Consider the following 24,735-nt stretch of genomic DNA (forward strand, 5'->3'; position numbering starts at 1 on the left):
CTCGCCCGTCGTCGGGGTCATGGGTGTGATGTCGGTCAGTGCCAGCGGAAGAGCCGTCCGGCGCCGGCACCGAAGGCCGCCGTCCAGGCCACGAGCACCACGACGCTCAGCGCGGGCACGCCGTCGCCCAGCAGGGCGCCGCGCAGTCCTTCGCCGAGGGCCCCCGAGGGCAGGAACGCCGCGACGTGGGCCAGCGGCCCGGGCAGCTCCGCCGGGGGCACGATGAGCCCGCCGCCGACGACGAGCAGCACCAGCACGAGGTTGGCCACCGCGAGGACCCCTTCCGCGCGCAGGGTCCCGGCCAGGAGCAGGGCGAGGGCGGTGAAGGCCGCGGTGCCGAGCAGCAGCAGACCTGCGGCGGGCAGCAGCCCCGTCGGCTCGGGCCGCCACCCGAGGGCGAGGGCGACGGTGCCGATCACGACGACCTGGACCGCCTCGACGGCGAGCACCCCGAGGACCTTCCCCGCCAGCAGCCCGCCGCGTCCCAGGGGCGTGGTGGCCAGGAGGCGCAGCACGCCGTTGCGCCGGTCGAAGGCGGTGGCGATGGACTGCGAGGTGAAGGCCGTGGTGACACAGGCCAGGGCGAGGACGCCCGGGGTGACGAAGTCGATGCGGGTCGCGCCGGCGGTGTCCAGCTCGACGACGGAGGTCCGCACCAGGCCCACGAGCAGGAGCACGGGCACCACGATGGTCACGAGGAGCTGTTCGCCGTTGCGCAGGATCGCCCGGGTCTCGAACCCGGCCTGGGCCGCGACGCGCCGGGCGGGAGAAGCCGCGCCGGCGTGCACCGCGGGGGTGGTCGAGGGGCTCATCGCAGGTGCCGTCCCGTCAGGTCGAGGAAGACGTCTTCGAGGGTGCGCCGTCCGACGGTGACCCGACGTGCCAGCACGTCCTGCTCGGCGAGCCACGCGGTGAGCGTCGCGAGCGCGGCCGGTCCGGCGTCGCCGGTCACGGTGTACACCCCGGGGGACGGCTCGGCGGCCGTCCAGGCGTCGCCGTCGTCCTCGGCGAGGAGGGTCGCGAGCGCGGCCACGTCGAGGCCGGGCCGAGCCTCCAGACGGATCGTGGGCGAGGACCCGGGACCGGCCGCCACGAGCTCGGGCACGCTCCCGGAGGCGATGACGCGTCCGTGGTCGACGACGTGGACGAGGTCCGCCAGGTCCTCGGCCTCGGCCATCAGGTGCGTGGTCAGCACGACGGCGACCCCCTCGTCGCGCAGCTCGCGGACGAGGTCCCACACGGCGTGCCGGGACTGCGGGTCCAGCCCGGCGCTCGGCTCGTCGAGGAACACGACCTCGGGGCGCCCGACCACGGCGGCCGCCAGCGCGAGCCGCTGGCGCTGGCCCCCGGAGAGGCGGCGGACGGTGGTCCGGGCGAAGGCGTCCAGACCGAGCCGCGCGGAGAGCTCGTGCAGGTCACGGGGCGCCGCGTACATGGCCGCCACGTGGCGGAGCATCTCCGCGGCCCGCACGCCGGTCGGCAGGCCGCCGTCCTGGAGCATCACCCCGACGCGGGGTCGCAGGCGGGCGGCGTCGGCGACGGGGTCCAGGCCGAGGACGCGGACGGTGCCTCCGTCGGGGGAGCGCAGGCCCTCGCAGCACTCGACGGTGGTGGTCTTGCCGGCGCCGTTCGGGCCGAGCACCGCGGTCACCGCTCCGGCGGTAGCCTGCAGATCGAGCCCGTCGACGACGTCGCGGCCGGCGTAGGTCTTGCGCAGGCCGCGCACGACGACGGCGGCGCCGGGTGGCGCATCGGTGGTGGGCACCCGAGGATTCTACGAGGCGACGGAACCCAGGGAGCGACGATGTCCTTCTACACCTTCACCCCGCCGGCCGACCTGGCGCAGATCGCGCGACGGATCTGGTATTGGCCGGTCGTCCGCGGCGTCCTGGCCGTGGTCTTCGGCCTGCTGGCCATGGTGCTCCCGCGCGACGTCCCGGACCTGCTCGTGCAGGTCTTCGGCGCGTTCGTGCTCGTGGACGGCCTGGTCTCGCTCGTGGACGGCCTGCGTCGCCGCGGGACCCCGGCGGGTTCGGGCAACCTCGGCATCGGCGTGGTGGCCGTGGCGTTCGGCGCCGCGCTGCTGTTCCTGCCCGGGGTGTTCCTGACGATCGCCGTCGTGCTGGTCGGGATCTGGGCGATGATCTTCGGCCTGCTCCAGATCGTGGGGGCGTTCGCGGTGCGTGGCAGGGGAGGGGCCTCGTGGCTGCTCAGCCTGCTCTCCGGGGTCCTCTTCGTCGCGCTGGCGGTGGTCTGCTTCGCCAACCCCGGCACGGCGATCACCGCGATGGCCGTCGTGGTGGGCGTCTTCGCCGTCGTGATCGGTGCGGCGCTCATCGCCCTGGGGGTCAAGCTCCGCTCGATCGGCCGGCAGCCCGGTCCGGCCGGGTCCGGTCACGACGTCATCGAGGGCGAGATCGTCGAGGAGTGATCGACGGTCACGCCGGGCGAGGTGAACCGCCGGTGAAACCTCTGTGACGTCGGTCCCGACGCCCGCACGAACGTGCCGGTCGCGGGGTTCGGTGAGGCATGCCTTGCTTGACATTCGCAATTTCGCAACAAGGATGTTCTCTATATCGACGTCAGGTCCGGGCCGAACGATGCCCCGGACGACCCCGGGAGGTGAGCACGTTGACGACGACCCCGACACCGGTCGGCACCGTGCCGCACGCCGGAGCGGACACCGACGGCACGCGCCGCCGGGTCCTCGCACTGGTCGCCAGCGACGGACCGGTCACCGCCGGTGACCTGGCCCGCACCCTGCGCCTCACCTCCGCCGCCGTGCGCCGTCATCTCGCCTGCCTCGAGCAGGACGGCACCATCGCGGTGCACGACGCCGGGCCCGCGGGCGGTCAGGCCCGCCGGGGCCGTCCCGCACGGCGCTACGTGGTGAGCACCGCGGGACAGGCCGAGCTCGGGGGCGAGGACGTCGAGCTCGCGACGCAGGTGATGCGTTACCTGCGCCGCACGGCCGGGGACCAGGCGGTGGCGGAGTTCGCCGCCGAACGCAACGACGCCGTCGTGCGTCGCTACGCCCCGCGCCTGACCGGCACCGACCCGCACGAGCGGGCCGCCCAGCTCGCGGACCTGCTCGCCGCCGACGGCTACGCCGCCTCGGTGCGGCCGGTCGCCGGCCCCCGGGTTCCCACGGTCCAGCTGTGCCAGGGCCACTGCCCGGTCCAGCACGCGGCCGAGGACTTCCCCGAGCTGTGCGAGGCGGAGGCCGACGCCTTCGCCCGGCTGCTCGGGACCCACGTCCAACGTCTGGCCACGCTCGCGGGCGGCGCGCACGCCTGCGTGACCAACGTCCCGCTTGCTCCCACCACCCCCGCCGGCCGCTCCCGCGGTACGCAGGAAGGAACACGATGAGCGCCCCCACCCAGGACGCCGCCCAGGCGGCACCGGAGCAGCGCACCGACGAGGAGATCATCAACTCCATCGGTGCCTACGAGTACGGCTGGCACGACGACGACGCGGCCGGCCAGACGGCCGAGCGCGGCCTGAACGAGGCCGTCGTGCGCAACATCTCGGACCTGAAGGACGAGCCCGAGTGGATGCGCAAGCGTCGGCTCAAGGCGCTGCGCCTGTTCGAGAAGAAGCCGATGCCGAACTGGGGCGCCGACCTCACGGGCATCGACTTCGACCGCATCAAGTACTTCGTCCGCTCCACGGAGAAGCAGGCCACCAGCTGGGAGGACCTGCCCGAGGACATCAAGGCGACGTACGACAAGCTGGGGATCCCCGAGGCCGAGAAGCAGCGCCTCGTGGCCGGCGTCGCGGCGCAGTACGAGTCCGAGGTCGTCTACCACCAGATCCGTGAGGACCTGGAGGCCCAGGGCGTCATCTTCGTCGACACCGACACCGGCCTGCGCGAGCACCCGGAGCTCTTCGAGGAGTACTTCGGCACGGTCATCCCGGCCGGCGACAACAAGTTCTCCGCGCTCAACTCGGCCGTCTGGTCGGGCGGCTCGTTCATCTACGTGCCGCCGGGCGTGCACGTCGACATCCCGCTGCAGGCCTACTTCCGGATCAACACCGAGAACATGGGCCAGTTCGAGCGGACGCTGATCATCGCCGACGAGGGCTCCTACGTGCACTACGTCGAGGGCTGCACGGCGCCGATCTACTCCACCGACTCGCTGCACTCCGCGGTCGTGGAGATCGTCGTCAAGAAGAACGCCCGCGTGCGCTACACGACCATCCAGAACTGGTCGAACAACGTCTACAACCTGGTGACCAAGCGCGCCACGGCCGAGGCCGGCGCCACCATGGAGTGGGTCGACGGCAACATCGGCTCCAAGGTCACCATGAAGTACCCGGCGATCTACCTGCTGGGCGAGCGCGCCCGCGGCGAGACGCTGTCCATCGCCTTCGCCGGCGAGGGCCAGCACCAGGACGCCGGTGCCAAGATGGTGCACGCCGCCCCGCACACGTCGAGCTCGATCGTCTCGAAGTCCGTGGCCCGTGGCGGCGGCCGCACCTCCTACCGCGGTCTGGTGCAGGTGCTCGAGGGTGCCGAGGCGTCGGCGTCGAACGTCCTGTGCGACGCGCTGCTCGTCGACCAGATCTCCCGGTCCGACACCTACCCGTACGTCGACGTCCGCGAGGACGACGTGTCCATGGGGCACGAGGCGACGGTGTCCAAGGTGAGCGAGGACCAGCTGTTCTACCTCATGTCCCGAGGCATGGAGGAGACCGAGGCCATGGCCATGATCGTGCGCGGGTTCGTCGAGCCCATCGCGCGGGAGCTGCCCATGGAGTACGCCCTCGAGCTCAACCGCCTCATCGAGCTGCAGATGGAAGGGTCCGTCGGCTGAAATGACTCTCACTACCGATCACTCCCGCGCGACCGCCGACGGCGCCCACTCCCACGGTGTGGTGCCCGCCGGTTCGCGCGCCGAGCGCAAGACCTCCTTCGACCTCGCGGACATCCCGGTGCCCACCGGCCGCGAGGAGGAGTGGCGCTTCTCGCCGGTGGCGCGGCTCCAGCCGCTGTTCTCCGACGAGCTGACCGGTGACGGCGTCGCCGTGACCGTCGAGGCGGCCCCCGAGGTCACCGTCGAGACGGTCGGACGCGACGACGAGCGCCTCGGCCGCACCGGCAAGCCCGGCGACCGCGCCGCCGTCACCGCGTGGAACGCCGTGCGCGAGGCCACCGTGGTGACCGTCCCGGCCGACACCGTGGCCTCCGGCCCGACCTCCGTGCGGATCGACGGCACCTCGAAGGACGCCACCGCGTCGCACCTGCTGGTGCACGCCGAGCGGCACTCCGAGGCCGTCGTGGTCATCGACCACCGCGGGGACGCGCTGCTGAACCAGACCGTCGAGGTCCTCGTCGAGGACGGCGCCCAGCTGACCGTCGTGTCCGTCCAGGACTGGGAAGACGGTGCGGTGCACGCCTCCTCGCACCGTGCGAGCATCGGCCGTGACGCCAAGCTCAAGCACGTCGTGGTGACCTTCGGCGGCGACGTCGTGCGCGTCACGCCGGACGCGACCTTCACCGCCGAGGGCGGCGAGGTCGAGATGGTCGGGCTGTACTTCGCCGACGCCGACCAGCACCAGGAGCACCGGCTCTTCGTCGACCACGCCGTGCCGCGGTGCCGCTCGCGCGTCACCTACAAGGGCGCGCTCCAGGGTGCCTCCGCGCACACCGTGTGGGTGGGCGACGTGCTCATCCGCGCCGAGGCCGAGGCGACGGACACCTACGAGCTGAACCGCAACCTCGTGCTGACCGACGGCGCGCGGGCGGACTCGGTGCCGAACCTCGAGATCGAGACCGGTGAGATCGACGGGGCGGGCCACGCCTCGGCGACCGGCCGGTTCGACGACGAGCAGCTCTTCTACCTCATGGCGCGCGGCATCCCCGAGATCGACGCCCGTCGTCTCGTCGTGCGCGGCTTCTTCGCCGAGCTGATCGACGAGATCGGCGTCGAGTCGGTCGAGGAGCGGCTGCTCGCCTCCATCGAGGCCGAGCTGGAGAAGTCGATGAGCGTCATCACCGGCGCTCCGGCGCAGTGAGCACGTCGTGACCGCACAGATCGCCTGCGCCACCGCCGACCTCGGCCCGGAGGAGAGCCTGCTCGTCGAGCTCACCGCCGCCGACGGCGCCTCCGTGCCGGTCGCGGTCGTCCGCGACGAGGACGGCGACTTCCACGCCATCAGCGACATCTGCTCGCACGGTGCGGTGTCGTTGTCCGACGGCGAGGTCGAGGGCTGCCGCGTGGAGTGCTGGTTGCACGGTTCGCAGTTCGACCTGCGCACCGGCAAGCCGCTCCAGCTGCCGGCGACCCGGCCCGTACCCGTCTACCCGGTGACGGTGGACGGCGACAAGGTGCTCGTCGACATCGACGCACCGCTCGCCGCCGCGTCCTGACCAGCCTTTTCGAGAACAAGACCTGGAGAACCATCTGATGTCCACCCTGGAGATCCGCGACCTGCACGTCAGCGTCGACACCAAGGAAGGCGCCAAGCCGATCCTGCGCGGTGTCGACCTGACCATCAAGTCCGGCGAGACGCACGCCATCATGGGCCCCAACGGCTCCGGCAAGTCCACCCTCGCCTCGGCGCTGGCCGGGCACCCCAAGTACGAGGTGACCTCCGGCACCGTGACGCTCGACGGCGAGGACGTCCTGGCCATGAGCGTCGACGAGCGCGCCCGCGCCGGCCTGTTCCTCGCGATGCAGTACCCGGTCGAGGTGCCGGGTGTGTCGGTCGCGAACTTCCTGCGGACGGCCAAGACCGCGATCGACGGCGACGCCCCGTCCCTGCGCCACTGGGCCAAGGAGGTCCGCGGCGCCATGGAGAACCTGCGCATCGACTCCTCCTTCGCGGAGCGCTCGGTGAACGAGGGCTTCTCCGGCGGTGAGAAGAAGCGGCACGAGATCCTGCAGATGGAGCTCTTCAAGCCGCACTTCGCGATCCTCGACGAGACCGACTCCGGTCTCGACGTCGACGCCCTGCGCGTCGTCTCCGAGGGCGTCAACCGCGCCAAGGAGTCCACCGACGTCGGCGTGCTGCTCATCACGCACTACACGCGCATCCTGCGCTACATCAAGCCGGACTTCGTGCACGTGTTCGTCGACGGCCGCATCGCGGAGGAGGGCGGCCCCGAGCTGGCCGAGCGCCTCGAGGAAGAGGGTTACGACCGCTTCCTGCCCGCGGGCACGACGGCCTCGGCCTGACGGAGGATCGCATGACCGCCACCGACGCCGTGCGTCCGGACGACGCGATGGGCTCGCGCGAGCTCGCCGCCGTGCGGGCCGACTTCCCGTTGCTCGGACGCACGGTGCGGGGCGGGCAGCCGCTGGTCTACCTGGACTCGGCGGCGACGTCGCAGAAGCCGAACGTCGTGCTCGAGGCCGAGGTCGACTTCTACGAGCAGCGCAACGCGGCCGTGCACCGCGGCGCGCACCAGCTGGCCGAGGAGGCCACCGAGGCCTTCGAGGGCGCCCGGTCCGCCGTGGCGTCCTTCGTGGGCGCCGACGACGACGAGATCGTGTGGACCTCGGGCGCGACGGCGGCCATCAACCTCGTGACCTACGCGCTGTCCAACGCGACGGCCGGGCGCGGGGGAGAGGCAGCCGCGCGGTTCCGGCTCGGCGCGGGCGACGAGATCGTGGTCACCGAGGCCGAGCACCACGCCAACCTCGTGCCGTGGCAGGAGCTGTGCGCGCGCACCGGCGCGACCCTGCGCTGGTTCGGTGTGACCGACGACGGCCGGCTCGACCTGTCGGACGTCGACGCGGTCATCACCGACCGCACCAAGGTCGTGGCCTTCGGGCACGTCTCCAACGTGACCGGCGCCGTGGCCCCGGTGGCCGAGATCGTCGCGGCCGCCCGCCGGGTCGGTGCGCTGACCGTGCTGGACGCGTGCCAGTCCGTGCCGCACCTGCCGGTCGACCTGCACGCCCTGGGCGTCGACTTCGCGGCGTTCAGCGCCCACAAGATGCTCGGCCCCACGGGTGTCGGTGCGCTGTACGGGCGGCGGGAGCTGCTCGAGGCGATGCCGCCGGTGACGACGGGCGGGTCGATGGTCGAGGTCGTGACCATGACCGAGACGACGTACATGCCGCCGCCGCAGCGGTTCGAGGCGGGCACGCAGATGGTCGCCCAGGCCGTCGGCATGGGGGTGGCCGCGCAGTGGCTCGGCGACCTCGGCATGGACCGCGTGGCGGCGCACGAACGGCGCCTCGCCGCGGAGCTGCTGCGGGTCACCGAGATCCCCGGCGTCCGCGTGATCGGTCCGACCGACACCACGGACCGGGTCGCGGTGGTGTCGTTCGTCGTCGACGGCGTGCACTCCCACGACGTCAACCAGGTCCTGGACGACCAGGGCATCGCGATCCGGGTCGGGCACCACTGCGCCCAGCCGCTGCACCGCCGGTTCGGGCTGGCCGCCACGGCGCGTGCCTCGGCCTCGGTGTACACAGGAGTCGAGGACGCCGCCGCCCTGCGGGAAGCCCTGGCGGGGGTCCGGACGTTCTTCGGGGTGGAGTGAGGAGACCCGCATGAGCTCGCTGCAGGACCTGTACCAGCAGGTCATCCTGGACCACGCCAAGCACCCGCACGGCCACGGCCTGGTCGAGGTGGCCGACGGCCACCTGGGCGGGGAGTCCCACCAGGTCAACACGACCTGCGGGGACGAGATCACCCTGAGGGTGGACGTCCGGTCCGTCGACGGCGACCCGACGCTCGAGCGCGTGTCCTGGGAGGGGCAGGGCTGCTCGATCTCGCAGGCGTCCGCGTCGGTGATGACCGAGCTGGTGACCGGCCAGGACCTGGCGGAGGTCGAGCGGCTCGACGCCGCCTTCCGCGACCTCATGGGCTCGCGGGGCAAGGGCCTGGACGACGAGGACACGCTGGACGCCCTCGGCGACGGCACCGCCTTCACCGGGGTCTCCCAGTACCCCGCCCGCATCAAGTGCGCGCTGCTCGGCTGGGCAGCGTTGAAGGACTCGCTGGCGCGCAGCGGCGCGCTGGCCGACCGACCCGGAGGATCGGATGACTGACAACCCGACCGACACCGCTCCCGAGCAGGCGCCTGCGGCGCCGGGCGCCACCACGGCGGCCGACGTCGAGGAGGCGATGCGCGACGTCATCGACCCCGAGCTCGGCATCAACGTCGTCGACCTCGGCCTCGTCTACGGCGTCGAGGTGGACCAGAACAACCACGCCACCATCGACATGACGCTCACCTCGGCGGCCTGCCCGCTGACGGACGTCATCGAGGACCAGTCCGCCCAGGCGCTCGAGGGCATCGTGACCGGGCACCGGATCAACTGGGTCTGGATGCCGCCGTGGGGCCCCGAGAAGATCACCGACGACGGCCGCGAGCAGCTGCGGATGCTCGGCTTCAACGTCTGAGACGTTCCCGACCACGCGGGCCGCGGGCACCTTCTACCGGTGTCCGCGGCCCGCGTCGTCGTCGCGCGACCGCGGTCAGTAGGCGTCCGGGGTCTCCACCGACTCCCAGTGCCACGGCTCCGGCAGGCGCCCGGTCGGCCCGGCCCAGTCCGGGTGGGTCCAGCCGTACTCCTCGGCGTGCTCCGTCAGCCAGGCGAACCGTGACCCGCTGAACCCCTCCGGCCCGACGCTGAGATCGACGGCGGTCCCCAGGCCGTGGTTCGAGCAGCCGGGCGGTGCGGCCAAGGGGTTCGGGTTCGCGGGGGTGTAGACCGCGGTCTGGTCCTCCATGCTGCGGTAGGCGGAGTTCACGGTGAGGTGCTCGCCGAACGCCGCGAGATAGGCCTCGTCGAGCGCCACCAGCCCGTCCAGGAGGTCCGCCCGGATCGAGTGCTCCGGCGCCCACGGGATCGGGGCGAGCCGGTCGGCGGCGATCCGCCCGCCCTCGGGGAACCAGACCTGGTCGGGGAACGGGCACACGACGGCGTCCTGGGCCGACATGAGGTCGGCGGTCGCCTCCCCGACGGCGTCGTGACGGGCCAAGAGCGCGGGAGCGACCTGCTCGAGGTCGGAGAGCGGCAACGCCGCGAGGCGGTCCGGGTCGGCCAGGGTGACCGTGTCGTCGGCGGCGCCGAGGGCGTCGCGGACCGCAGCCCGGCTGGCCTCCCCGGCGTCCTGGCCCGCCGCGGCGAGCTCGTCGGCCGCGTCCAGCACGGTCTCGGCGCGGCGCCGGGCCGGCGCCAGCTCCTCGCGGGCGGCGGTCGCCTGGTCGGTCGCGAACTCGCGTCGGGACTCCCGCACCACGGCGACGGCCCGCTCGAGGTCGGTGACCGCTGCCGGGGCGTCTCCCGGCAACCGCTGCAGGACCGGGGTGGCCTCGAGCACGGACTCGCCCTGGCCGAGCGCCTTGCCGAGCTGCTCCCGGACGGCGTCGTCGGTCACCTTGTCCGCGGACGTGTCCAGCTCGCGCTGCGCCGTGGCGACCTGAGCGCTCAGCGCGTCGGCCTCGTCGTCCACGACCCCGACGAGGAGGACGCCGCCGGCGGTGAGGAGAGCGAGGACGGTGAGCGGCGCGACGACGGACGCGACACGGCGGCCGCGCCGCGTCGAGCCGCTGCCCGACGGCTGGGCGGAGCGATGGGTGACGGCGGCCAGGACGGCCGCACCGAGGCAGGCCCCGATCGCGTTCCAGGCGAGGTCCACGACGCCGAAGGGCGTGCCGAGCACGAGCCGGGCGAGCAGGAACCGGTCGAGCAGCGCGTCGGCGACGGGGGTGAGGTGCAGGGTCTCGACCGCCGCGCACACCGCGAACGCGACCGAGGCTGCGACGGCCAGGGGAGTGCGGGGGAACGCCAGCGCGAGGAGACCGACCACGGTCACGGCGGCGAGGGCGTCGGCGAGCGGGTCCCCGACCGGCGGGGGGAGCAGCGCCCGTCCGGCCGGCCCGACGGTGATCGCGGCGGCGGCGAGCAGTGCGGACGCGGCACGGGGGACCCGCGGTGCCGGAGCGTCCACCGTCGTCCGGGGAAGGGCGTCGGTCCAGGTCACGGGCGCGACTCTACCGCCCTGAGGACGTGGCGGGAGACAGCCTCCTAGGCGTCGGTCGCCGCACCGGCTCCCTGCTGGCGCAGGTAGCGCCGGTCGTCGTTGGCGAAGGCGTAGTAGTAGCCGATGAGCAGTCCGCCGCCGAGGAAGTTCCCGGCGAGCACGATCGCCAGGTTGCCGAGGGCGAGCCCGACGTCGATGCCGTGGTTCAGCCCGACCATGAGGAACAGCGCCGTGTTCGCGACCGAGTGCTCGAAGCCGACGAACGCGAAGATGAACACGCTGACGACCATCACGAGCGCCTTGGTGATGTCGTTCGTCACGAAGCCGTTGTAGACGAGCAGCATCCCGACGTTGATCATGAAGTTGCACAGGATCGCCCGGACGAACAGGTCCGACCAGCCGGCGAGACCCTCGCCGAGATAGGCCAGCTTGTGGTCCACCGAGTGCTGCATCTGCTCGCCCACGGCGCCGTCGCCGAGCGACGAGGAGACCACGGCCAGCGCCACGGCCAGGCCGCCGAGGATGTTGCCCGCGTAGCAGAGCAGCAGGACGCGCAGGCCCCGCCACGCGGTGATCTTCCGGTAGTACCGCCCGACCGAGACGATCATCATGTTCGACGTCAGCAGCTCGGACTTGCTGAAGTAGATGAACACGAGCGCGAAGCCGAACACGAGCGCGCCGACCATGCTCCCGAGTCCCGTCAGGTCGCCGTCCCCGATCCCCGCGAACGTCGCGATCACCGAGTAGTAGGTGATGTACATGATCCCGATGAGCACGCCGGCCATGGCGGCTCGCATGAGATAGATGTGGGCCAGGCCGCCGCTCATCGTGCTCTTCGTCTGGAGGGCGTCCAGGACGGTCGAGATGAACTGCTTGCCAGGGAACAGCTTGCCCTGATCGGTCATGGTCACACGGTACTCAGGTCGGGTGCCGCAGGTCCGCAGCGCGACGGGTCCGGAGGGGTGACCTGCGTCGCTGTCGGCGCGGACGGCGGGCCGTAGACTGGCGCACGACCCCGCACTCTTTCGAAGGACACCCCTGCCTTGATCACGGCCCACGGCGTCGAGCTGCGCTTCGGCGCGCGCACCCTGCTGCACGAGGCCACGTTCCGCGTGGCCCCGGGCGACCGCGTCGGCCTGGTCGGTCGCAACGGTGCCGGCAAGACCACGCTCACCAAGACCCTGGCGGGCGAGACGCTGCCGGCGGGTGGGACGATCACGCGCGGGAACGAGATCGGCTATCTGCCGCAGGACCCGCGTACCGGTGATCTCGACGTCGTGGCGATGGACCGGGTGCTCAGCGCTCGCGGCCTCGACGTCATCGTGACGAGGATGCGCCAGACCGAGAAGGAGATGGCCAGCGAGGACCCGCAGGTCCAGGCCGCGGCGCTGGAGCGGTACCCGAAGCTGGAGACGCGTTTCCTCGCGGCGGGCGGGTACTCGGCCGAGTCCGAGGCGCACCGCATCACGAGCAACCTGGCGCTCGACGACCGGATCCTCGCCCAGCCGCTGCACACGCTCTCCGGCGGCCAGCGTCGCCGGGTCGAGCTGGCGAGGATCCTGTTCTCCGGCGTGGACACGTTGCTGCTCGACGAGCCCACCAACCACCTCGACGCCGACTCCATCGTGTGGCTGCGCGAGTACCTGCGGTCCTACTCCGGGGGGTTCATCGTGATCTCCCACGACGTCGAGCTGCTGCGCGCGTGCGTGAACAAGGTCTTCCACCTCGACGCGAACCGCGGCGAGCTCGACCAGTACAACCTCGGCTGGGACAAGTACCTGGAGCAGCGCGAGCAGGACGAGCGCCGTCGTCGGCGCGAACGCGCCAACGCCGAGAAGAAGGCCGAGACCCTCATCGCCCAGGCGAACAAGATGCGCGCCAAGGCCACCAAGGCGACCGCCGCGCAGAACATGCTCAAGCGGGCCGAGCGTATGCTCGCCGGCACCGAGGGCGAGCGGCAGACGGACAAGGTGGCCGCGCTGCGGTTCCCGAAGCCGTCGCCCTGCGGCAAGACGCCGCTGATGGCACGGGAGCTGTCCAAGAGCTACGGCTCGCTGGAGGTCTTCACGGGTGTCGACCTGGCGATCGACCGGGGGTCACGGGTCGTCATCCTCGGACTGAACGGTGCGGGCAAGACGACGATGCTGCGGCTGCTCGCCGGTGTGGAGACGCCGGACACGGGCGAGATCCTGCCGGGCCACGGGCTGAAGATGGGCTACTACGCCCAGGAGCACGACATGCTCGACATGGACGCCACCGTCGTGGAGAACCTGCGGCACGCCGCCCCCGACCTGACCGACACCCAGGTGCGCACCACGCTGGGGTCGTTCCTGTTCAGCGGCGACGACGCCGACAAGCCCGCGCACGTGCTCTCCGGCGGGGAGAAGACCCGCCTGGCGCTGGCCACGCTGGTCGTGTCGAGCGCGAACGTGCTGCTGCTCGACGAGCCGACGAACAACCTGGACCCGGCCTCGCGCCGGGAGATCCTCGGGGCGCTGAACACCTACGAAGGTGCCGTCATCATGGTCACCCACGACGACGGTGCGGTCGACGCGCTGAACCCGGAGCGGGTGCTGCTGCTGCCCGACGGCGACGAGGACCTGTGGTCGGACGACTACGCCGAGCTGGTGTCCCTGGCCTGATGCTGGGCGGCGTCCACCAGGGCGTCCTCGTAGTCCTCGTCGACGCGGCGCCGGCGCTCGCGGCGGGGGCGTGAGGTCCCGCCCGGGTCGTCGGCGGCCAGCAGCTCGCCCGCGGTGACGGTCGCGGCACGCGTCTCGCGGCGCCACAGCAGCACGTAGCCACCCACGGCGCCGAGCGCGAAGATCGCCCACTGGAACGTGTAGCTCAGGTGCGAGCCGGGGTCGGTGTCCGGGCGGGGGAGCGCGACCGGGGTCTCGGCGGCCGCCGGGTCCTCGTCCCGCAGCTGCCCGTAGGCGCCGACCGTCGTGCCGTCCGCCCAGGCCCCGCCCTCGGGGCCCTGGTCCAGCACCTGGTCGGTGTTGATCCGCACCACGGTGCCCGACGGCGCGCCCCGGTCGGAGGCCGGCTCGTCGGCGCGCAGCGTCACGGTCACGGTGACCTCGCCGGACGGCGGCTCCGGGACGAGGGCAGGCTCGGTGGCGTCCGCCCCGAGCGGGACGAAACCGCGGTCGACCACCAGTACCGTCTCCTGCCCGTCCAGCTCCGTGCGCAGCGGGACCAGCAGGTGGAACCCGGGCGTGCCGCCGACCGGCCGGTTGCGCAGCAGCACGGTGCTCTCCGGGACGTACTCGCCCGTGACCTCGGCCGGCCGCCACACGTCCTCAGGAGCGAGGGTGTCCCCGGGGCCGGTCACGAACGCCGACAGCGGCTCCGGCGCGGCGGTGTAGTTGGTCTCGACGAGGTCGATCTGCGCCTGGCGGTCGGTGTACCGGTGCCACTGCCAGAAGGCGGCCAGGACGCACAGGGACGCCAGCAGCACGGCGGCCAGACCGAGCGTGACCCACTGACGGCGGGTCCGCTTCACGCACGCTCCAGCTCGTCGACCCCGACGGTCTGCTTCCAGAAGCTGCGGGCGCCGAGGAACTGCTCGAGGTGGTCGCGGTGGTCGTCGCAGGCGAGCCACACCTTGCGCCGTTCGGGCGTGTGCAGCCGAGGGTTGTTCCACAGCAGACCCCAGCGCGCGTCCGCGTGGCAGCCCTTGGCGGAGCAGACCAGGGCGTCGTCGGCGACGGGGTCGGCCCCCAGGCCGAGCACGTCCATCAGTCGTCCTTCCGGTCGGGGTCGTCGGTCTGCTCGACGATGCGGATCTCCTCCTGCGGGGCCGAGGCGCTCGCGGGCAGCTCGGGCGGCATCGCCGGCGGGACGGCCTCGACGTCCCGGGCCGACCGGTCGCGACCCGCGTTCGCGAAGAGCACGGCCGTGTACGGCAGGATCACGGCACCGGCGACGAACACCCACAGCAACCAGCCGTCGACGAACAGCGCCGCGGTGATGATGAGCACGACGCGCAGACCCATCTGGATGAGGTACGTGCGCATGCGCCGGTGCTGGTCGTCCGTCAGGTTCGTCGGGACGGCCGTGATCGAGTGCACCTCGGACGGGCTGGACGTACTCACCCGGTCAGTCTACGGCGGCTCGGCGATGGTCCGGATTTTGGAGGGTTCCCACAACGCCGGGGCGTGACATGTGGCGCGCCGTCAGCGCGGCCGGGGGGCGCCGACCGGGTACGGTCGCTGCGGCGTACGTCGTGCGTCCGGGCCCGGCCCGTCGTCGAGAGGAGCATCCCGTGGCAGAGCAGGCAGCAACCGGTGGTCGCACCGTGGTCGTGACCGGGGCCGCGCGCGGCATCGGGCGGGCGATCGCGGAGCGCTTCGTCGCCGCCGGCGACACCGTCGCGACGATCTACCGCGGGGGAGACCTGCCCGAGGGGGTGCACGGGTTCGTCGCCGACGTCACCGACAGCGCCGCCGTCGACGCCGCGTTCACCGAGATCGAGCAGCAGCTCGGCGCGCCGACCGTCCTCGTGGCCAACGCCGGCGTGACGCGCGACCAGCTCCTGATGCGCATGAGCGACGAGGAGTTCGAGCAGGTCGTCGACGTCAACCTCACCGGGACCTTCCGGTGCGTGCGGCGCGCCTCCAAGGGCATGATCCGTGCGCGTGCCGGACGGATCGTCCTCATCGGCTCCGTCGTCGGCCTCTACGGCGGCGCCGGGCAGGTCAACTACTCCTCGACCAAGGCCGCCCTGGTGGGCATGGCCCGGTCGATCACCCGCGAGCTCGGCGGACGCGGGATCACCGCCAACGTCGTCGCCCCGGGGTTCGTGGAGACCGACATGACCGCGGCCCTGCCGGAGGACACCCAGAAGAAGTACAAGTCCTCCATCCCGGCCGGACGGTTCGCCGACCCCGCCGAGATCGCCGGGGTGGTCGAGTTCCTCGCCTCCGACGCCGCCGCCTACGTCTCCGGCGCCGTCGTGCCCGTCGACGGCGGCCTCGGCATGGGGCACTGACTGTCCCTCGGGCATCCCCACCCAGTACGCTCCGGAAAGAACTTCACCGAAAGGTCACCATGGCTCTGCTCGACGGCAAGAAGCTGCTCGTCACGGGCGTCCTCACGGACAGCTCCATCGCCTTCCACGCCGCACGCCTCGCCCAGCAGGAGGGCGCCGAGGTCGTCCTGACGTCCTTCGGGCGTCAGATGAAGCTCACCCAGGCCTTCGCCAAGCGCCTGCCGGTCACCGCGCCCGTCGTCGAGCTCGACGTCACCAGCGGCGAGGACCTGGCGGCGCTCGCGGAGCGCGTCGGGGAGCACACCGACCGGATCGACGGGGTCGTGCACTCCATCGGGTTCGCGCCCCAGAGCGTCATGGGCGGCAACTTCCTGTCGGCCGAGTGGGACGACGTCGCCACCGCCGTCCAGATCTCGACCTTCTCCTACAAGTCGCTCATCACCGCGGCCCGGCCGCTGATGACCGACGGGGGGTCGTACGTCGGCCTGACCTTCGACGCCCAGTTCGCCTGGCCCGTCTACGACTGGATGGGTGTGGCCAAGGCCGGTCTGGAGTCCGCCAACCGGTACGTCGCCCGCGACCTGGGCCCGGAGGGCATCCGGGCCAACCTCGTCTCGGCCGGCCCGATCCGCACCACCGCCGCGAAGTCCATCCCGGGCTTCGAGACCATGGAGGACGCCTGGCCGAAGCGCGCCCCGCTGGGGTGGGACCAGACGACCGCCGAGCCGGCCGCACGAGCGGTCGTGGCGCTGCTGTCCGACTGGTTCCCCGCCACGACCGGCGAGATCGTGCACGTCGACGGCGGCCTGCACGCGATGGGACAGTGATCTCGGCCCGATGAACGTGTCGTCGACGCACACGCCGGACGTCCCGCGCGAGGGGCGCCGTCTCGTGCTGCTGCGGCATGCCAAGGCCGAACCGGGCAGCGACCCCGTCCCGGACGCCGACCGACCGCTCGCCCTCCGGGGGCGCAAGCAGGCCGGTCGGGTCGGGTCGGCCCTCACCGCGGCCCACCTCGTCCCCGACCTGGCGCTCGTCTCCTCGGCGCTGCGCACCCGCCAGACCTGGGAGCTGGCCGCCGCGCACCTGCCGTCGCGCGAGTCGATCACGGTGGACGTGCGCGACGAGCTGTACGCCGCCAGCGTCAAGGACGTGCTCGAGCTCGTCCGCGGTGCCGCCGACGACGTGACGACGGTTCTCGTCGTCGGGCACGAGCCGACCATGGCCGCCACGGCGGCCTACCTGGCGGCCCCGGGTTCGGACGACGCCGCGCTCGCCCAGGTGCGGGTCGGGGTGCCGACGGCGACCTACTCCGTCCTGCACGCCGAGGACCTGCCCTGGTCGCGGTGGGGGAAGAACAGCGCGACCCTGGTGCGGGTGGGTCGGCCCTCCTGAGACGAGCCGACCCGTCGCCTCAGGACGGGTGCGTGTCCGCGGCGGTCCGCCGTCCGTCGACCGTGTCGACGATCCGCAGCACCGCGTCCAGGCGCGGTCCGTCGAGGCTGTAGGGCGCCCGCGCCCGCACGGCGGGCTTCGCCGCGAAGGCGATCCCGATCCCGGCCGCGTCGATCATGTCCAGGTCGTTCGCGCCGTCCCCGACCGCCACGGTGTCCGCCATCGACAGCCCGAGCTCGGCGGCCCACTGCCGCAGCGTGGCCTCCTTGAGCGCGCGGTCCACGACCGGCCCGGTCGTGCGACCGGTCAGCACGCCGTCGACCGCCTCGAGACGGTTGGCCCGCCAGCGCGTGATCCCCAGCGACGTCGCCAGCGGCTCGAGGACCTCGGCGAAACCGCCGGAGACGAGGCCGAACTCCCACCCGCGACGTCGCACCTCGGCCACGAGCTCCTCCGCGCCCGGCGTGAGCACAACGGCCTCGCGGACGGCGTCCAGGGCGCTCACCGGCACCCCGGCGAGCGTGGCGACCCGCTCGCGCAGGGAGTCGGCGAAGTCGAGCTCGCCGCGCATCGCCCGCTCGGTCACCGCGGCGACCTGCTCGCGGGTGCCGGCGTGCTCGGCGATGAGCTCGATGACCTCCTGGGTCAGGAACGTCGAGTCGACGTCGGTCACGACCAGCCGCCCCGGGCGGGGCCGTGCGGTGGAGTGCTCGGGCAGGCGCGTCGGGGCGCTGTCAGGCAACGTGAGTACCCTTCGGGACGACGGTGATCCCCGAGTCGGTGACGGTGAACCCGCGGGCCCGGTCCTCCTCGTGGTCGACGCCGATCCGGGCCCGCTCGTCCACCACCACGTTCTTGTCGAGGATGGCGCGGTGGACCTGGGCGTGCCGGTGCACCTGGACGCCGTCCATCACGACCGAGTCGGTGAGCGTCGCCCAGGAGTGCAGGTGCACGCCCGGGGACAGGATGGACCCCGCGACGGTCGCGCCGGAGACGAGGACACCAGGTGAGACGATCGAGTCGGCGGCGTGCCCCAGCCGGCCGGGCCCGGCGTGGACGAACTTCGCCGGCGGCAGTCCCGTGTACCCCGTGTACAGCGGCCAGTCCTCGTTGTAGAGGTTGAACACCGGCTGGACGGCGATGAGGTCCTTGTTCGCCTCGAAATACGCGTCGATCGTGCCGACGTCGCGCCAGTAGTACCGGTCACGGTCGGTGGCCCCGGGCACGTCGTTGCGGATCATGTCGTAGACGCCGGCCGTGCCCTCGTCGACGAAGGCCGGGATGATGTCGCCGCCCATGTCGTGCCGTGAGTCCGGGTTCGCCGCGTCCTTGGTGACGGCCTCGACCAGCGCGTCGGCGTCGAAGACGTAGTTGCCCATCGAGGCCAGCACCTCGGTGGGGGAGTCCGGCAGGCCCACCGGGTTGACGGGCTTCTCGAGGAACTCCCGGATGCGCGTCGGGTCCTGCGGGTCGACGTCGATGACGCCGAACTGGTCGGCCAGGGCGATGGGCTGGCGGATCGCCGAGACGGTCGCCCGGGCGCCGGACTCGACGTGCGCCTCGACCATCTGGGAGAAGTCCATGCGGTAGACGTGGTCGGCCCCCACCACGACGACGATGTCGGGACGCTCGTCCTCGATGATGTTGAGCGACTGGTGGATCGCGTCGGCCGAACCGAGGTACCAGTGCTTGCCGACGCGCTGCTGGGCCGGGACCGAGGAGACGAAGTTGCCCAGCAGGGGCGACATGCGCCAGGTCTTGGAGATGTGCCGGTCCAGCGAGTGCGACTTGTACTGCGTCAGCACCACCACGTGCAGGTACTGCGAGTTGATGATGTTCGACAGGGCGAAGTCGACCAGCCGGTAGATCCCGCCGAACGGCACCGCGGGTTTCGCGCGCTGTGCCGTCAACGGCATGAGTCGTTTGCCCTCGCCGCCTGCGAGAACGATGGCCAGGACCCGGGGATGTGACGACGCCATGGGTCGACCCTAGAACCTCGGCGGCGTGCATGCCGCACGACGCGGCGGGCGACGCTATGTTGAACGGGTGAGCACCCGACCCACCATCGACCTGTTGACCCGCGAGTACCCCCCGCACGTCTACGGTGGCGCCGGCGTGCACGTGGCCGAGCTCTCGGCCGTGCTGCGCGACCACGCCGAGGTGCGCGTGCGCTGCTTCGACGGCCCGCGACCGGGTGCCGACGACGTGACCGGCTACGACGTGCCCGGCACGCTGACCGCGGCCAACGCCTCCCTGCGCACGCTCGGCGTCGACCTCGCGATGGCCGAGGACGTCGCCGGGGCCGACGTCGTGCACTCCCACACGTGGTACGCCAACATGGCCGGCCATCTCGGCGGGCTGCTGCACGACGTCCCGCACGTGGTGACCGCCCACTCGCTGGAGCCGTTGCGGCCCTGGAAGGCCGAGCAGCTCGGCGGCGGGTACGCCGTGTCCAGATGGGCCGAGCGGACCGCGTACCTCGGCGCGGCCGGCGTCATCGCGGTCTCCGCCGGGATGCGGGCCGACATCCTGCGCTGCTACCCCGAGCTCGACCCCGACCGGGTGCACGTGGTGCACAACGGCATCGACCTGGACGGCTGGGTCCGCCCGCACCGGGACGCCGTGGCCCGGGTCGCCGCAGCCCGCGGGATCGACCTCGACCGGCCCGCCGTCGTCTTCGTCGGGCGGATCACCCGGCAGAAGGGGCTGCCGCACTTCCTGCGCGCCGCCGCCCAGCTGCCCCCCGAGGTGCAGGTGATCCTGTGCGCGGGCGCCCCGGACACCGAGGAGATCATGGCCGAGGTGCGCGGGCTGGTCGACGAGCTGCGCGACGCCCGCGGCGGCGGACCCGAGGCGGGGGTCGTCTGGATCGAGGAGATGCTGCCGCGCGACGAGCTGTGCGCCGTCCTGGCGGCGTCGACCGTCTTCGTCTGCCCCTCGGTGTACGAACCCCTCGGCATCGTCAACCTGGAGGCCATGGCCGTCGGGCTCCCCGTGGTCGGGACGGCCACCGGCGGCATCCCCGAGGTCGTCGACGACGGTGTGACGGGCACCCTGGTCCCGATCGAGCAGTCCGACGACGGCACCGGGACGCCGCTCGACCCGGAGCGGTTCGAACGGGACCTGGCGGCAGCGCTGACCGACCTGGCCGGCGACCCCGCCCGGGCCGCCGAGATGGGGGCTGCCGGCCGGCGTCGTGCCCAGGAGCACTTCGCCTGGTCCGCGATCGCCGAGCGCACCATGGACGTGTACCGGCGCGTGCTGGCGACGTGAGCCCGGCGCGTCGTCGCCGCCAGGGGCTCTGGGAGGATGTCCGCGTGCGCGCCCTGAGCCCGGAGGAGAAGGTCCGCCCGGCGGCCTTCCTGCGGGCGGGTACGGGGGACGCGGCGACGTTGCTCGTGCTGCGTGCGATGCGCCGTGCGGTCTGGCCGCTGATGGTGCTCGGTCTCGCGGTGGCCCTGTCGAGCGGGGACCTGACGGCCGAGGAGCTGGACCAGCTGACGAACCCGGTCGAGCTGACCGACCCCTCCCGGCTGTGGGCGCTCGTCCTGTCCCCCCTGGTCGTGCTCGCCGCCGGGCTGGCGCTGCGTCTCGTCGTCAACCTCACCGCTCTGGTCGTCTCGGCGCCGCTGGCACGGGGCGCCTGGGTCGCCGGGACGGAGGCGACCTCCCGCTGGCGGCGGCTGATGGACCTGACCCACCTGTCCGCGGGGTACCGGTCGGTGCGCTGGTCGTACGCGGTCCAGCGCGAGGCCGTGGCCCGCTGCGGGCTCCTGGGACGCCAGCTCGCGCTGGCCGAGACGTTCGGGCGCATCGCGCTGCCCGTGTCGGTCGCCGTCCTGCTCTGGGTGCTGTTCCAGGGCGTGCCGGACGCGGTGGGCACCCTGCAGGGTTGAGCAGGGCGCGTGGCGTCATCCCACCGCCGCGTAGGTCGCCGCCCCCAGGGCCCGCCGGGCGGTGCGGTCGACCTCCCGCAGCGCGGTGGAACGCTGGTCGGCCTGCCAGAGGTTCACGGCGCCGCCGTCGTCGGCCGTCGCGAGCTCGACGATCTGCAGCAGGCGCCAGGCGAGCTGCAGCACCCGCGCCCGGCGTCCCTCCAGCTCGGGGACGGGCCAGCCGGCCGTCGTCGAGTGCCGCAGCCGCTCGATGGCATCGGCGGCGTCGTCACGCCAGCGCGCGACGTCCAGGGAGTCCAGGGCTTCGGTGGCCACGACGAGGCTGCTGCGCAGCTCCCGCTCGGCGTCCGCGAGGGAGCCGACCGTCCCGGCCACCAGTGTCGACCACGGCGGCACCGTGATGACCTCCCACGACACCAGGTGCCCGGGCTCGAGCGCGCTGCCGAACGCGGTCACGCGTGGCACCAGGGCCCACGAGCCCGCCGGGGTGGCGACGAGCACGCACTCGCCGGACTCCACGGCGTCGTGGGCGGCAGGGGCCGGCACTCCCGACGGGTCGCCGGGCGCGGGCAGCAGGGCGCAGACCTCCCGGGGGCCGGCCGTGAAGGCGGCGACCAGCTCGGTCAGCGTGCCCGGGTTCGTGCCGGCGCCCGGCAGCCCGACCACCGTGTGGGGCTCGTCGTCGTCGGTGACCGACCGCACGGCGACACCGTGCGAGGCGCCGACGGCCTGGAGCCACAGCGCCAGGACCACGCTGCGCGGCAGGAGGTTCGTCGCTTCCACCCCAGCACGATAGACGCCCGCGACGCCGGTACGCTCGCAGCGGCACCTGCTGGTCGGCGGTCCGCGGGCGGGGCGGGCTCCGGTAGGGTCGGACACCATGAGCGCGGTACTCGACCTGCAGGGCGTCACCGTCCGACGCGGCACCTCGACCATCGTCGACTCGATCGACTGGACCGTGTCCGAGGGGGAGCGCTGGATCGTCCTCGGGCCCAACGGGGCCGGCAAGACGACCCTGCTGCAGATCCTCGCCGCGCGGTCGCACCCGACGTCGGGGACGGCCACCCTGCTCGGCGAGCGGCTGGGCGCGACGGACATCTTCGAGCTGCGCCCGCGGATCGGGTTCTCCTCGGCGGCGCTCGCGGACAAGATCCCGGCCGACGAGACGGTGCGCGACGTCGTGCTGACGGCGGCGTACGGCGTCACCGGCCGCTGGCACGAGGAGTACGAGGAGCTCGACGAGCAGCAGGCCCGGGCCCTGCTGGCCGCCTTCGACGTGGACGACCTGGTCGACCGCCGTTACGGCACCCTGTCCGAGGGTGAGCGCAAGCGGGTGCAGATCGCGCGGTCGCTGATGACCGACCCCGAGGTGCTGCTGCTCGACGAGCCGGCCGCCGGGCTCGACCTGGCCGGCCGCGAGGAGCTCGTCGGCGCGCTCGCCGAGCTCGCGGGCGACCCCGCCTCGCCGGTGCTGGTGCTGGTCACCCACCACGTCGAGGAGATCCCGCCCGGGTTCACCCACCTGCTGCTCATGGGCGACGGGACCGTGGAGGCCGCGGGACCGATCGAGGAGGTCCTCACGGCCGAGAACCTCTCCAAGGCCTTCGGGATGGAGCTGCTGGTCGCGCACGGCGGGGGCCGGTGGCTCGCGCGTGCCGCGCGCCCGGCCGGTCGCTGAGACCCCCGGCGCGACACTCTCGCCGGCCTCTGTCCGGGAACGCTCCCGTTTGGTAAATTCGGAGCAAAGCAGACGGAGAGGTCGGAGGCGTGATGGACGGCTGGTTGTGGTGGATCGCCGGGGCGCTCGTCCTGGCGGTCGTCGAGATGATCTCCCTCGACCTGGTCTTCATCATGCTGGCCGGTGGCGCGGTCGCCGGCGGCCTCACGGCGGCGGGAGGTGGACCCGTGTGGCTCCAGATCATCGTGGCCTGCGTGGTGGCGGTGCTGCTGCTGGCGGTGCTGCGCCCCTGGCTCCTGCAGAACCTGCGTCAGCGCACGGACCTCGTCGAGACCAACGCTGCCGCCCAGGTGGGCCGGACCGCGGTCGTGCTCGCGGAGGTCACCGAGACCGGCGGCCGCGTCAAGCTCTCCGGTGAGGTCTGGTCGGCCCGGCTGCCGGACGACGGCGTCCCCAACAGCACCGACCGGATCCCGGCGGGCGTGGAGGTCCGGGTCGTCGCCATCGACGGCGCGACCGCCGTCGTGACGCCCGCGTCCTCGCCGAGCGCACCGACCACCGACGACGGCGGACGGCTCGCCTGATCGTCTCGCTCCACCCACAACGGAAGAGAGTGTTTCGTGGAACTCGCCACCATCATCGGCTGGGTCGTCCTGCTCGCGTTCGTGATCTTCGTGGTCACGGCGCTGTTCAAGATGGTCCGTGTCGTCCCCCAGGCCACCGCGCTGATCATCGAGCGTCTGGGCCGCTACCAGAAGACCTTCGACCCCGGCCTGCACTGGCTCGTGCCCTTCATCGACAAGGTGCGCGCCGGCGTCGACCTGCGCGAGCAGGTCGTGTCGTTCCCCCCGCAGCCCGTCATCACCTCCGACAACCTCGTGGTGGAGATCGACACCGTCATCTACTTCCAGGTCACCGAGCCCAAGGCGGCGGTCTACGAGATCTCGAACTACATCAAGGGCATCGAGCAGCTCACCGTCACCACCCTGCGCAACGTCGTCGGGTCGATGGACCTCGAGCAGACGCTCACCAGCCGTGACCAGATCAACGGCCAGCTGCGCGGCGTCCTGGACGAGGCGACGGGCCGCTGGGGCGTGCGCGTCAACCGGGTCGAGCTGAAGTCCATCGACCCGCCGGCCTCGGTGCAGGGCGCGATGGAGCAGCAGATGCGTGCCGAGCGCGACCGCCGCGCCGCCATCCTCACCGCCGAAGGTGTCAAGCAGTCCCAGATCCTCACCGCCGAGGGCGAGAAGCAGTCCCAGATCCTGCGGGCCGAGGGCAACGCGCAGTCCGCGATCCTGCAGGCCGAGGGTGAGGCCCGCGCCATCCTCCAGGTCTTCGAGGCGATCCACCAGGGCAACCCGGACCCGAAGCTGCTGGCCTACCAGTACCTGCAGATGCTGCCGCAGATCGCCAACGGCACCGCGTCCAAGATGTGGGTCGTGCCGACCGAGTTCACCGCGGCCCTCAGCTCGGTCGCCAAGGGCTTCGGCGGGACGCCGGGCACCCCCGGCATCCCCACCGAACCCGGCGACGACGAGGACGGCGGAGGTGCGGGCGCCCTGGCCTCGGCCCTGGGCCAGGCCGGGCTGCAGGACCCGGGCGAGGCGCTCGCCGAGGCCCGCCGCCAGGCCGAGGCGGCCACCGCCGACGCCACGAGCTCGGGCACCCGGTCGGGCGCGCCGTTCGACCCGTCGGTCGAGCGGGGCCAGCGTCCGGCGGGGGAGCAGCCGCCCGCCGCGCCGCCGTCGCCCCGGCCCCGTCCGCTCGGCGACGAGGAGCCGCCGCAGCAGTGACGTGACCCGTGCCGTCCTCACGGC

General features: G+C 72.5%; 28 protein-coding genes. 18 read left to right on the plus strand and 10 right to left on the minus strand.

The window, feature by feature from the left end; all coding sequences use genetic code 11:
- Positions 1–35: 35 nt before the first annotated feature.
- Complete coding sequence (locus Q6347_RS13605; RefSeq protein ID WP_304607633.1) at positions 36–812, minus strand: ABC transporter permease; 777 nt, start codon at positions 810–812, stop codon at positions 36–38.
- Positions 809–1,765, minus strand: coding sequence for an ABC transporter ATP-binding protein (locus Q6347_RS13610; protein ID WP_304603831.1), 957 nt, complete (start codon positions 1,763–1,765; stop codon positions 809–811). Before Q6347_RS13610 ends, Q6347_RS13605 begins: the two co-directional genes overlap by 4 nt.
- Before the next feature lie 39 nt (positions 1,766–1,804).
- Between Q6347_RS13610 and Q6347_RS13615 the strand changes: the two genes are divergently transcribed.
- The 9 genes from Q6347_RS13615 (at position 1,805) to Q6347_RS13655 (ending at position 9,363) form a co-directional block, all read left to right on the plus strand.
- On the plus strand, positions 1,805–2,431 hold the full coding sequence (locus tag Q6347_RS13615; RefSeq protein ID WP_304603832.1) for an HdeD family acid-resistance protein: 627 nt from the start codon (positions 1,805–1,807) through the stop codon (positions 2,429–2,431).
- Between the two features lie 200 nt (positions 2,432–2,631).
- Positions 2,632–3,369, plus strand: a complete 738-nt coding sequence (locus Q6347_RS13620) for a metalloregulator ArsR/SmtB family transcription factor (RefSeq protein WP_304607634.1) — start codon at positions 2,632–2,634, stop codon at positions 3,367–3,369.
- Positions 3,366–4,817, plus strand: coding sequence for a Fe-S cluster assembly protein SufB (gene sufB, locus Q6347_RS13625; protein ID WP_171245865.1), 1,452 nt, complete (start codon positions 3,366–3,368; stop codon positions 4,815–4,817). The genes Q6347_RS13620 and sufB overlap by 4 nt, the downstream gene beginning before the upstream one ends.
- Position 4,818: 1 nt before the next feature.
- Positions 4,819–6,018: a Fe-S cluster assembly protein SufD gene (sufD, locus tag Q6347_RS13630; RefSeq protein WP_304607635.1), complete on the plus strand. Its 1,200-nt coding sequence runs from the start codon at positions 4,819–4,821 to the stop codon at positions 6,016–6,018.
- A 7-nt stretch (positions 6,019–6,025) separates the two neighbouring features.
- The gene (locus Q6347_RS13635; protein ID WP_171245863.1) at positions 6,026–6,373 is read left to right on the plus strand and encodes a non-heme iron oxygenase ferredoxin subunit; all 348 of its coding nucleotides are present in this window, start codon (positions 6,026–6,028) and stop codon (positions 6,371–6,373) included.
- 37 nt (positions 6,374–6,410) lie between these two features.
- A complete protein-coding gene (gene sufC / locus Q6347_RS13640) occupies positions 6,411–7,181 on the plus strand; it encodes a Fe-S cluster assembly ATPase SufC (RefSeq protein ID WP_171245862.1) in 771 nt (256 codons plus the stop codon).
- Positions 7,182–7,192: 11 nt separating this feature from the next.
- Positions 7,193–8,497: a cysteine desulfurase gene (locus tag Q6347_RS13645; protein WP_304607636.1), complete on the plus strand. Its 1,305-nt coding sequence runs from the start codon at positions 7,193–7,195 to the stop codon at positions 8,495–8,497.
- A gap of 10 nt (positions 8,498–8,507) precedes the next feature.
- Positions 8,508–9,008 (plus strand): Fe-S cluster assembly sulfur transfer protein SufU, encoded by a 501-nt coding sequence (gene sufU / locus Q6347_RS13650; RefSeq protein ID WP_304603836.1) that lies wholly within the window; start codon positions 8,508–8,510, stop codon positions 9,006–9,008.
- Positions 9,001–9,363, plus strand: coding sequence for a metal-sulfur cluster assembly factor (locus tag Q6347_RS13655; protein WP_304607637.1), 363 nt, complete (start codon positions 9,001–9,003; stop codon positions 9,361–9,363). The genes sufU and Q6347_RS13655 overlap by 8 nt, the downstream gene beginning before the upstream one ends.
- A 75-nt stretch (positions 9,364–9,438) precedes the next feature.
- Here the strand turns inward: Q6347_RS13655 and Q6347_RS13660 are convergent, their stop codons facing one another.
- Positions 9,439–10,950, minus strand: a complete 1,512-nt coding sequence (locus Q6347_RS13660) for a DUF2809 domain-containing protein (RefSeq protein WP_304607638.1) — start codon at positions 10,948–10,950, stop codon at positions 9,439–9,441.
- A 44-nt stretch (positions 10,951–10,994) separates the two neighbouring features.
- The gene (locus tag Q6347_RS13665; protein WP_304603839.1) at positions 10,995–11,855 is read right to left on the minus strand and encodes a formate/nitrite transporter family protein; all 861 of its coding nucleotides are present in this window, start codon (positions 11,853–11,855) and stop codon (positions 10,995–10,997) included.
- Between the two features lie 138 nt (positions 11,856–11,993).
- On the opposite strand from Q6347_RS13665, the gene Q6347_RS13670 reads away from it, so the two are divergent.
- Positions 11,994–13,592 (plus strand): ABC-F family ATP-binding cassette domain-containing protein, encoded by a 1,599-nt coding sequence (locus Q6347_RS13670; RefSeq protein WP_304603840.1) that lies wholly within the window; start codon positions 11,994–11,996, stop codon positions 13,590–13,592.
- Here Q6347_RS13670 and Q6347_RS13675 read toward each other — a convergent pair.
- The 3 genes from Q6347_RS13675 to Q6347_RS13685 are packed head-to-tail and all read right to left on the minus strand — an operon-like array spanning position 13,565 to position 15,050.
- The gene (locus Q6347_RS13675; protein ID WP_304607639.1) at positions 13,565–14,458 is read right to left on the minus strand and encodes an SURF1 family protein; all 894 of its coding nucleotides are present in this window, start codon (positions 14,456–14,458) and stop codon (positions 13,565–13,567) included. The genes Q6347_RS13670 and Q6347_RS13675 overlap by 28 nt on opposite strands.
- A complete protein-coding gene (locus Q6347_RS13680) occupies positions 14,455–14,694 on the minus strand; it encodes a hypothetical protein (RefSeq protein WP_171245854.1) in 240 nt (79 codons plus the stop codon). The genes Q6347_RS13675 and Q6347_RS13680 overlap by 4 nt, the downstream gene beginning before the upstream one ends.
- Positions 14,694–15,050 carry a DUF3099 domain-containing protein gene (locus Q6347_RS13685; RefSeq protein WP_304603842.1) on the minus strand — a complete coding sequence of 119 codons (357 nt, stop codon included), beginning with the start codon at positions 15,048–15,050 and terminating at the stop codon, positions 14,694–14,696. Before Q6347_RS13685 ends, Q6347_RS13680 begins: the two co-directional genes overlap by 1 nt.
- Positions 15,051–15,220: 170 nt before the next feature.
- Between Q6347_RS13685 and fabG the strand changes: the two genes are divergently transcribed.
- From fabG to Q6347_RS13700, 3 genes are read left to right on the plus strand one after another with little or no spacing between them, the layout of a single operon-like run.
- Positions 15,221–15,946, plus strand: a complete 726-nt coding sequence (gene fabG, locus Q6347_RS13690; protein ID WP_304603843.1) for a 3-oxoacyl-ACP reductase FabG — start codon at positions 15,221–15,223, stop codon at positions 15,944–15,946.
- Between the two features lie 59 nt (positions 15,947–16,005).
- The gene (gene fabI / locus Q6347_RS13695) at positions 16,006–16,773 is read left to right on the plus strand and encodes an enoyl-ACP reductase FabI (RefSeq protein ID WP_171245851.1); all 768 of its coding nucleotides are present in this window, start codon (positions 16,006–16,008) and stop codon (positions 16,771–16,773) included.
- A gap of 10 nt (positions 16,774–16,783) precedes the next feature.
- Positions 16,784–17,341 (plus strand): histidine phosphatase family protein, encoded by a 558-nt coding sequence (locus Q6347_RS13700; protein ID WP_304607640.1) that lies wholly within the window; start codon positions 16,784–16,786, stop codon positions 17,339–17,341.
- Between the two features lie 19 nt (positions 17,342–17,360).
- On the opposite strand, the gene serB is transcribed toward Q6347_RS13700, so the two are convergent.
- Positions 17,361–18,083 carry a phosphoserine phosphatase SerB gene (gene serB, locus Q6347_RS13705; protein ID WP_304607641.1) on the minus strand — a complete coding sequence of 241 codons (723 nt, stop codon included), beginning with the start codon at positions 18,081–18,083 and terminating at the stop codon, positions 17,361–17,363.
- A complete protein-coding gene (gene glgC, locus Q6347_RS13710; RefSeq protein ID WP_304603846.1) occupies positions 18,076–19,320 on the minus strand; it encodes a glucose-1-phosphate adenylyltransferase in 1,245 nt (414 codons plus the stop codon). The genes serB and glgC overlap by 8 nt, the downstream gene beginning before the upstream one ends.
- A 67-nt stretch (positions 19,321–19,387) precedes the next feature.
- On the opposite strand from glgC, the gene glgA reads away from it, so the two are divergent.
- Together glgA and Q6347_RS13720 are read left to right on the plus strand one after the other, a co-directional pair.
- Entirely contained in the window at positions 19,388–20,614 is a 1,227-nt protein-coding gene (gene glgA, locus Q6347_RS13715; RefSeq protein ID WP_304607642.1) for a glycogen synthase, read from the plus strand.
- A gap of 44 nt (positions 20,615–20,658) precedes the next feature.
- Complete coding sequence (locus tag Q6347_RS13720) at positions 20,659–21,237, plus strand: hypothetical protein (protein ID WP_304603848.1); 579 nt, start codon at positions 20,659–20,661, stop codon at positions 21,235–21,237.
- 15 nt (positions 21,238–21,252) lie between these two features.
- Here Q6347_RS13720 and Q6347_RS13725 read toward each other — a convergent pair whose 3' ends face one another.
- Positions 21,253–22,020, minus strand: coding sequence for a hypothetical protein (locus tag Q6347_RS13725; protein ID WP_304607643.1), 768 nt, complete (start codon positions 22,018–22,020; stop codon positions 21,253–21,255).
- Between the two features lie 97 nt (positions 22,021–22,117).
- Between Q6347_RS13725 and Q6347_RS13730 the strand changes: the two genes are divergently transcribed.
- The 3 genes from Q6347_RS13730 to Q6347_RS13740 all read left to right on the plus strand — a co-directional run bounded on the left by Q6347_RS13730 (position 22,118) and on the right by Q6347_RS13740 (position 24,711).
- Positions 22,118–22,915 (plus strand): ABC transporter ATP-binding protein, encoded by a 798-nt coding sequence (locus Q6347_RS13730; RefSeq protein ID WP_304607644.1) that lies wholly within the window; start codon positions 22,118–22,120, stop codon positions 22,913–22,915.
- Positions 22,916–23,007: 92 nt separating this feature from the next.
- A complete protein-coding gene (locus Q6347_RS13735; protein WP_171245845.1) occupies positions 23,008–23,499 on the plus strand; it encodes an NfeD family protein in 492 nt (163 codons plus the stop codon).
- A gap of 36 nt (positions 23,500–23,535) precedes the next feature.
- Positions 23,536–24,711 carry an SPFH domain-containing protein gene (locus Q6347_RS13740; RefSeq protein WP_304607645.1) on the plus strand — a complete coding sequence of 392 codons (1,176 nt, stop codon included), beginning with the start codon at positions 23,536–23,538 and terminating at the stop codon, positions 24,709–24,711.
- Positions 24,712–24,735: the final 24 nt, after the last annotated feature.

This window comes from Isoptericola sp. b408 (assembly GCF_030588085.1).
Classification (GTDB): Bacteria; Actinomycetota; Actinomycetes; order Actinomycetales; family Cellulomonadaceae; genus Isoptericola; species Isoptericola sediminis.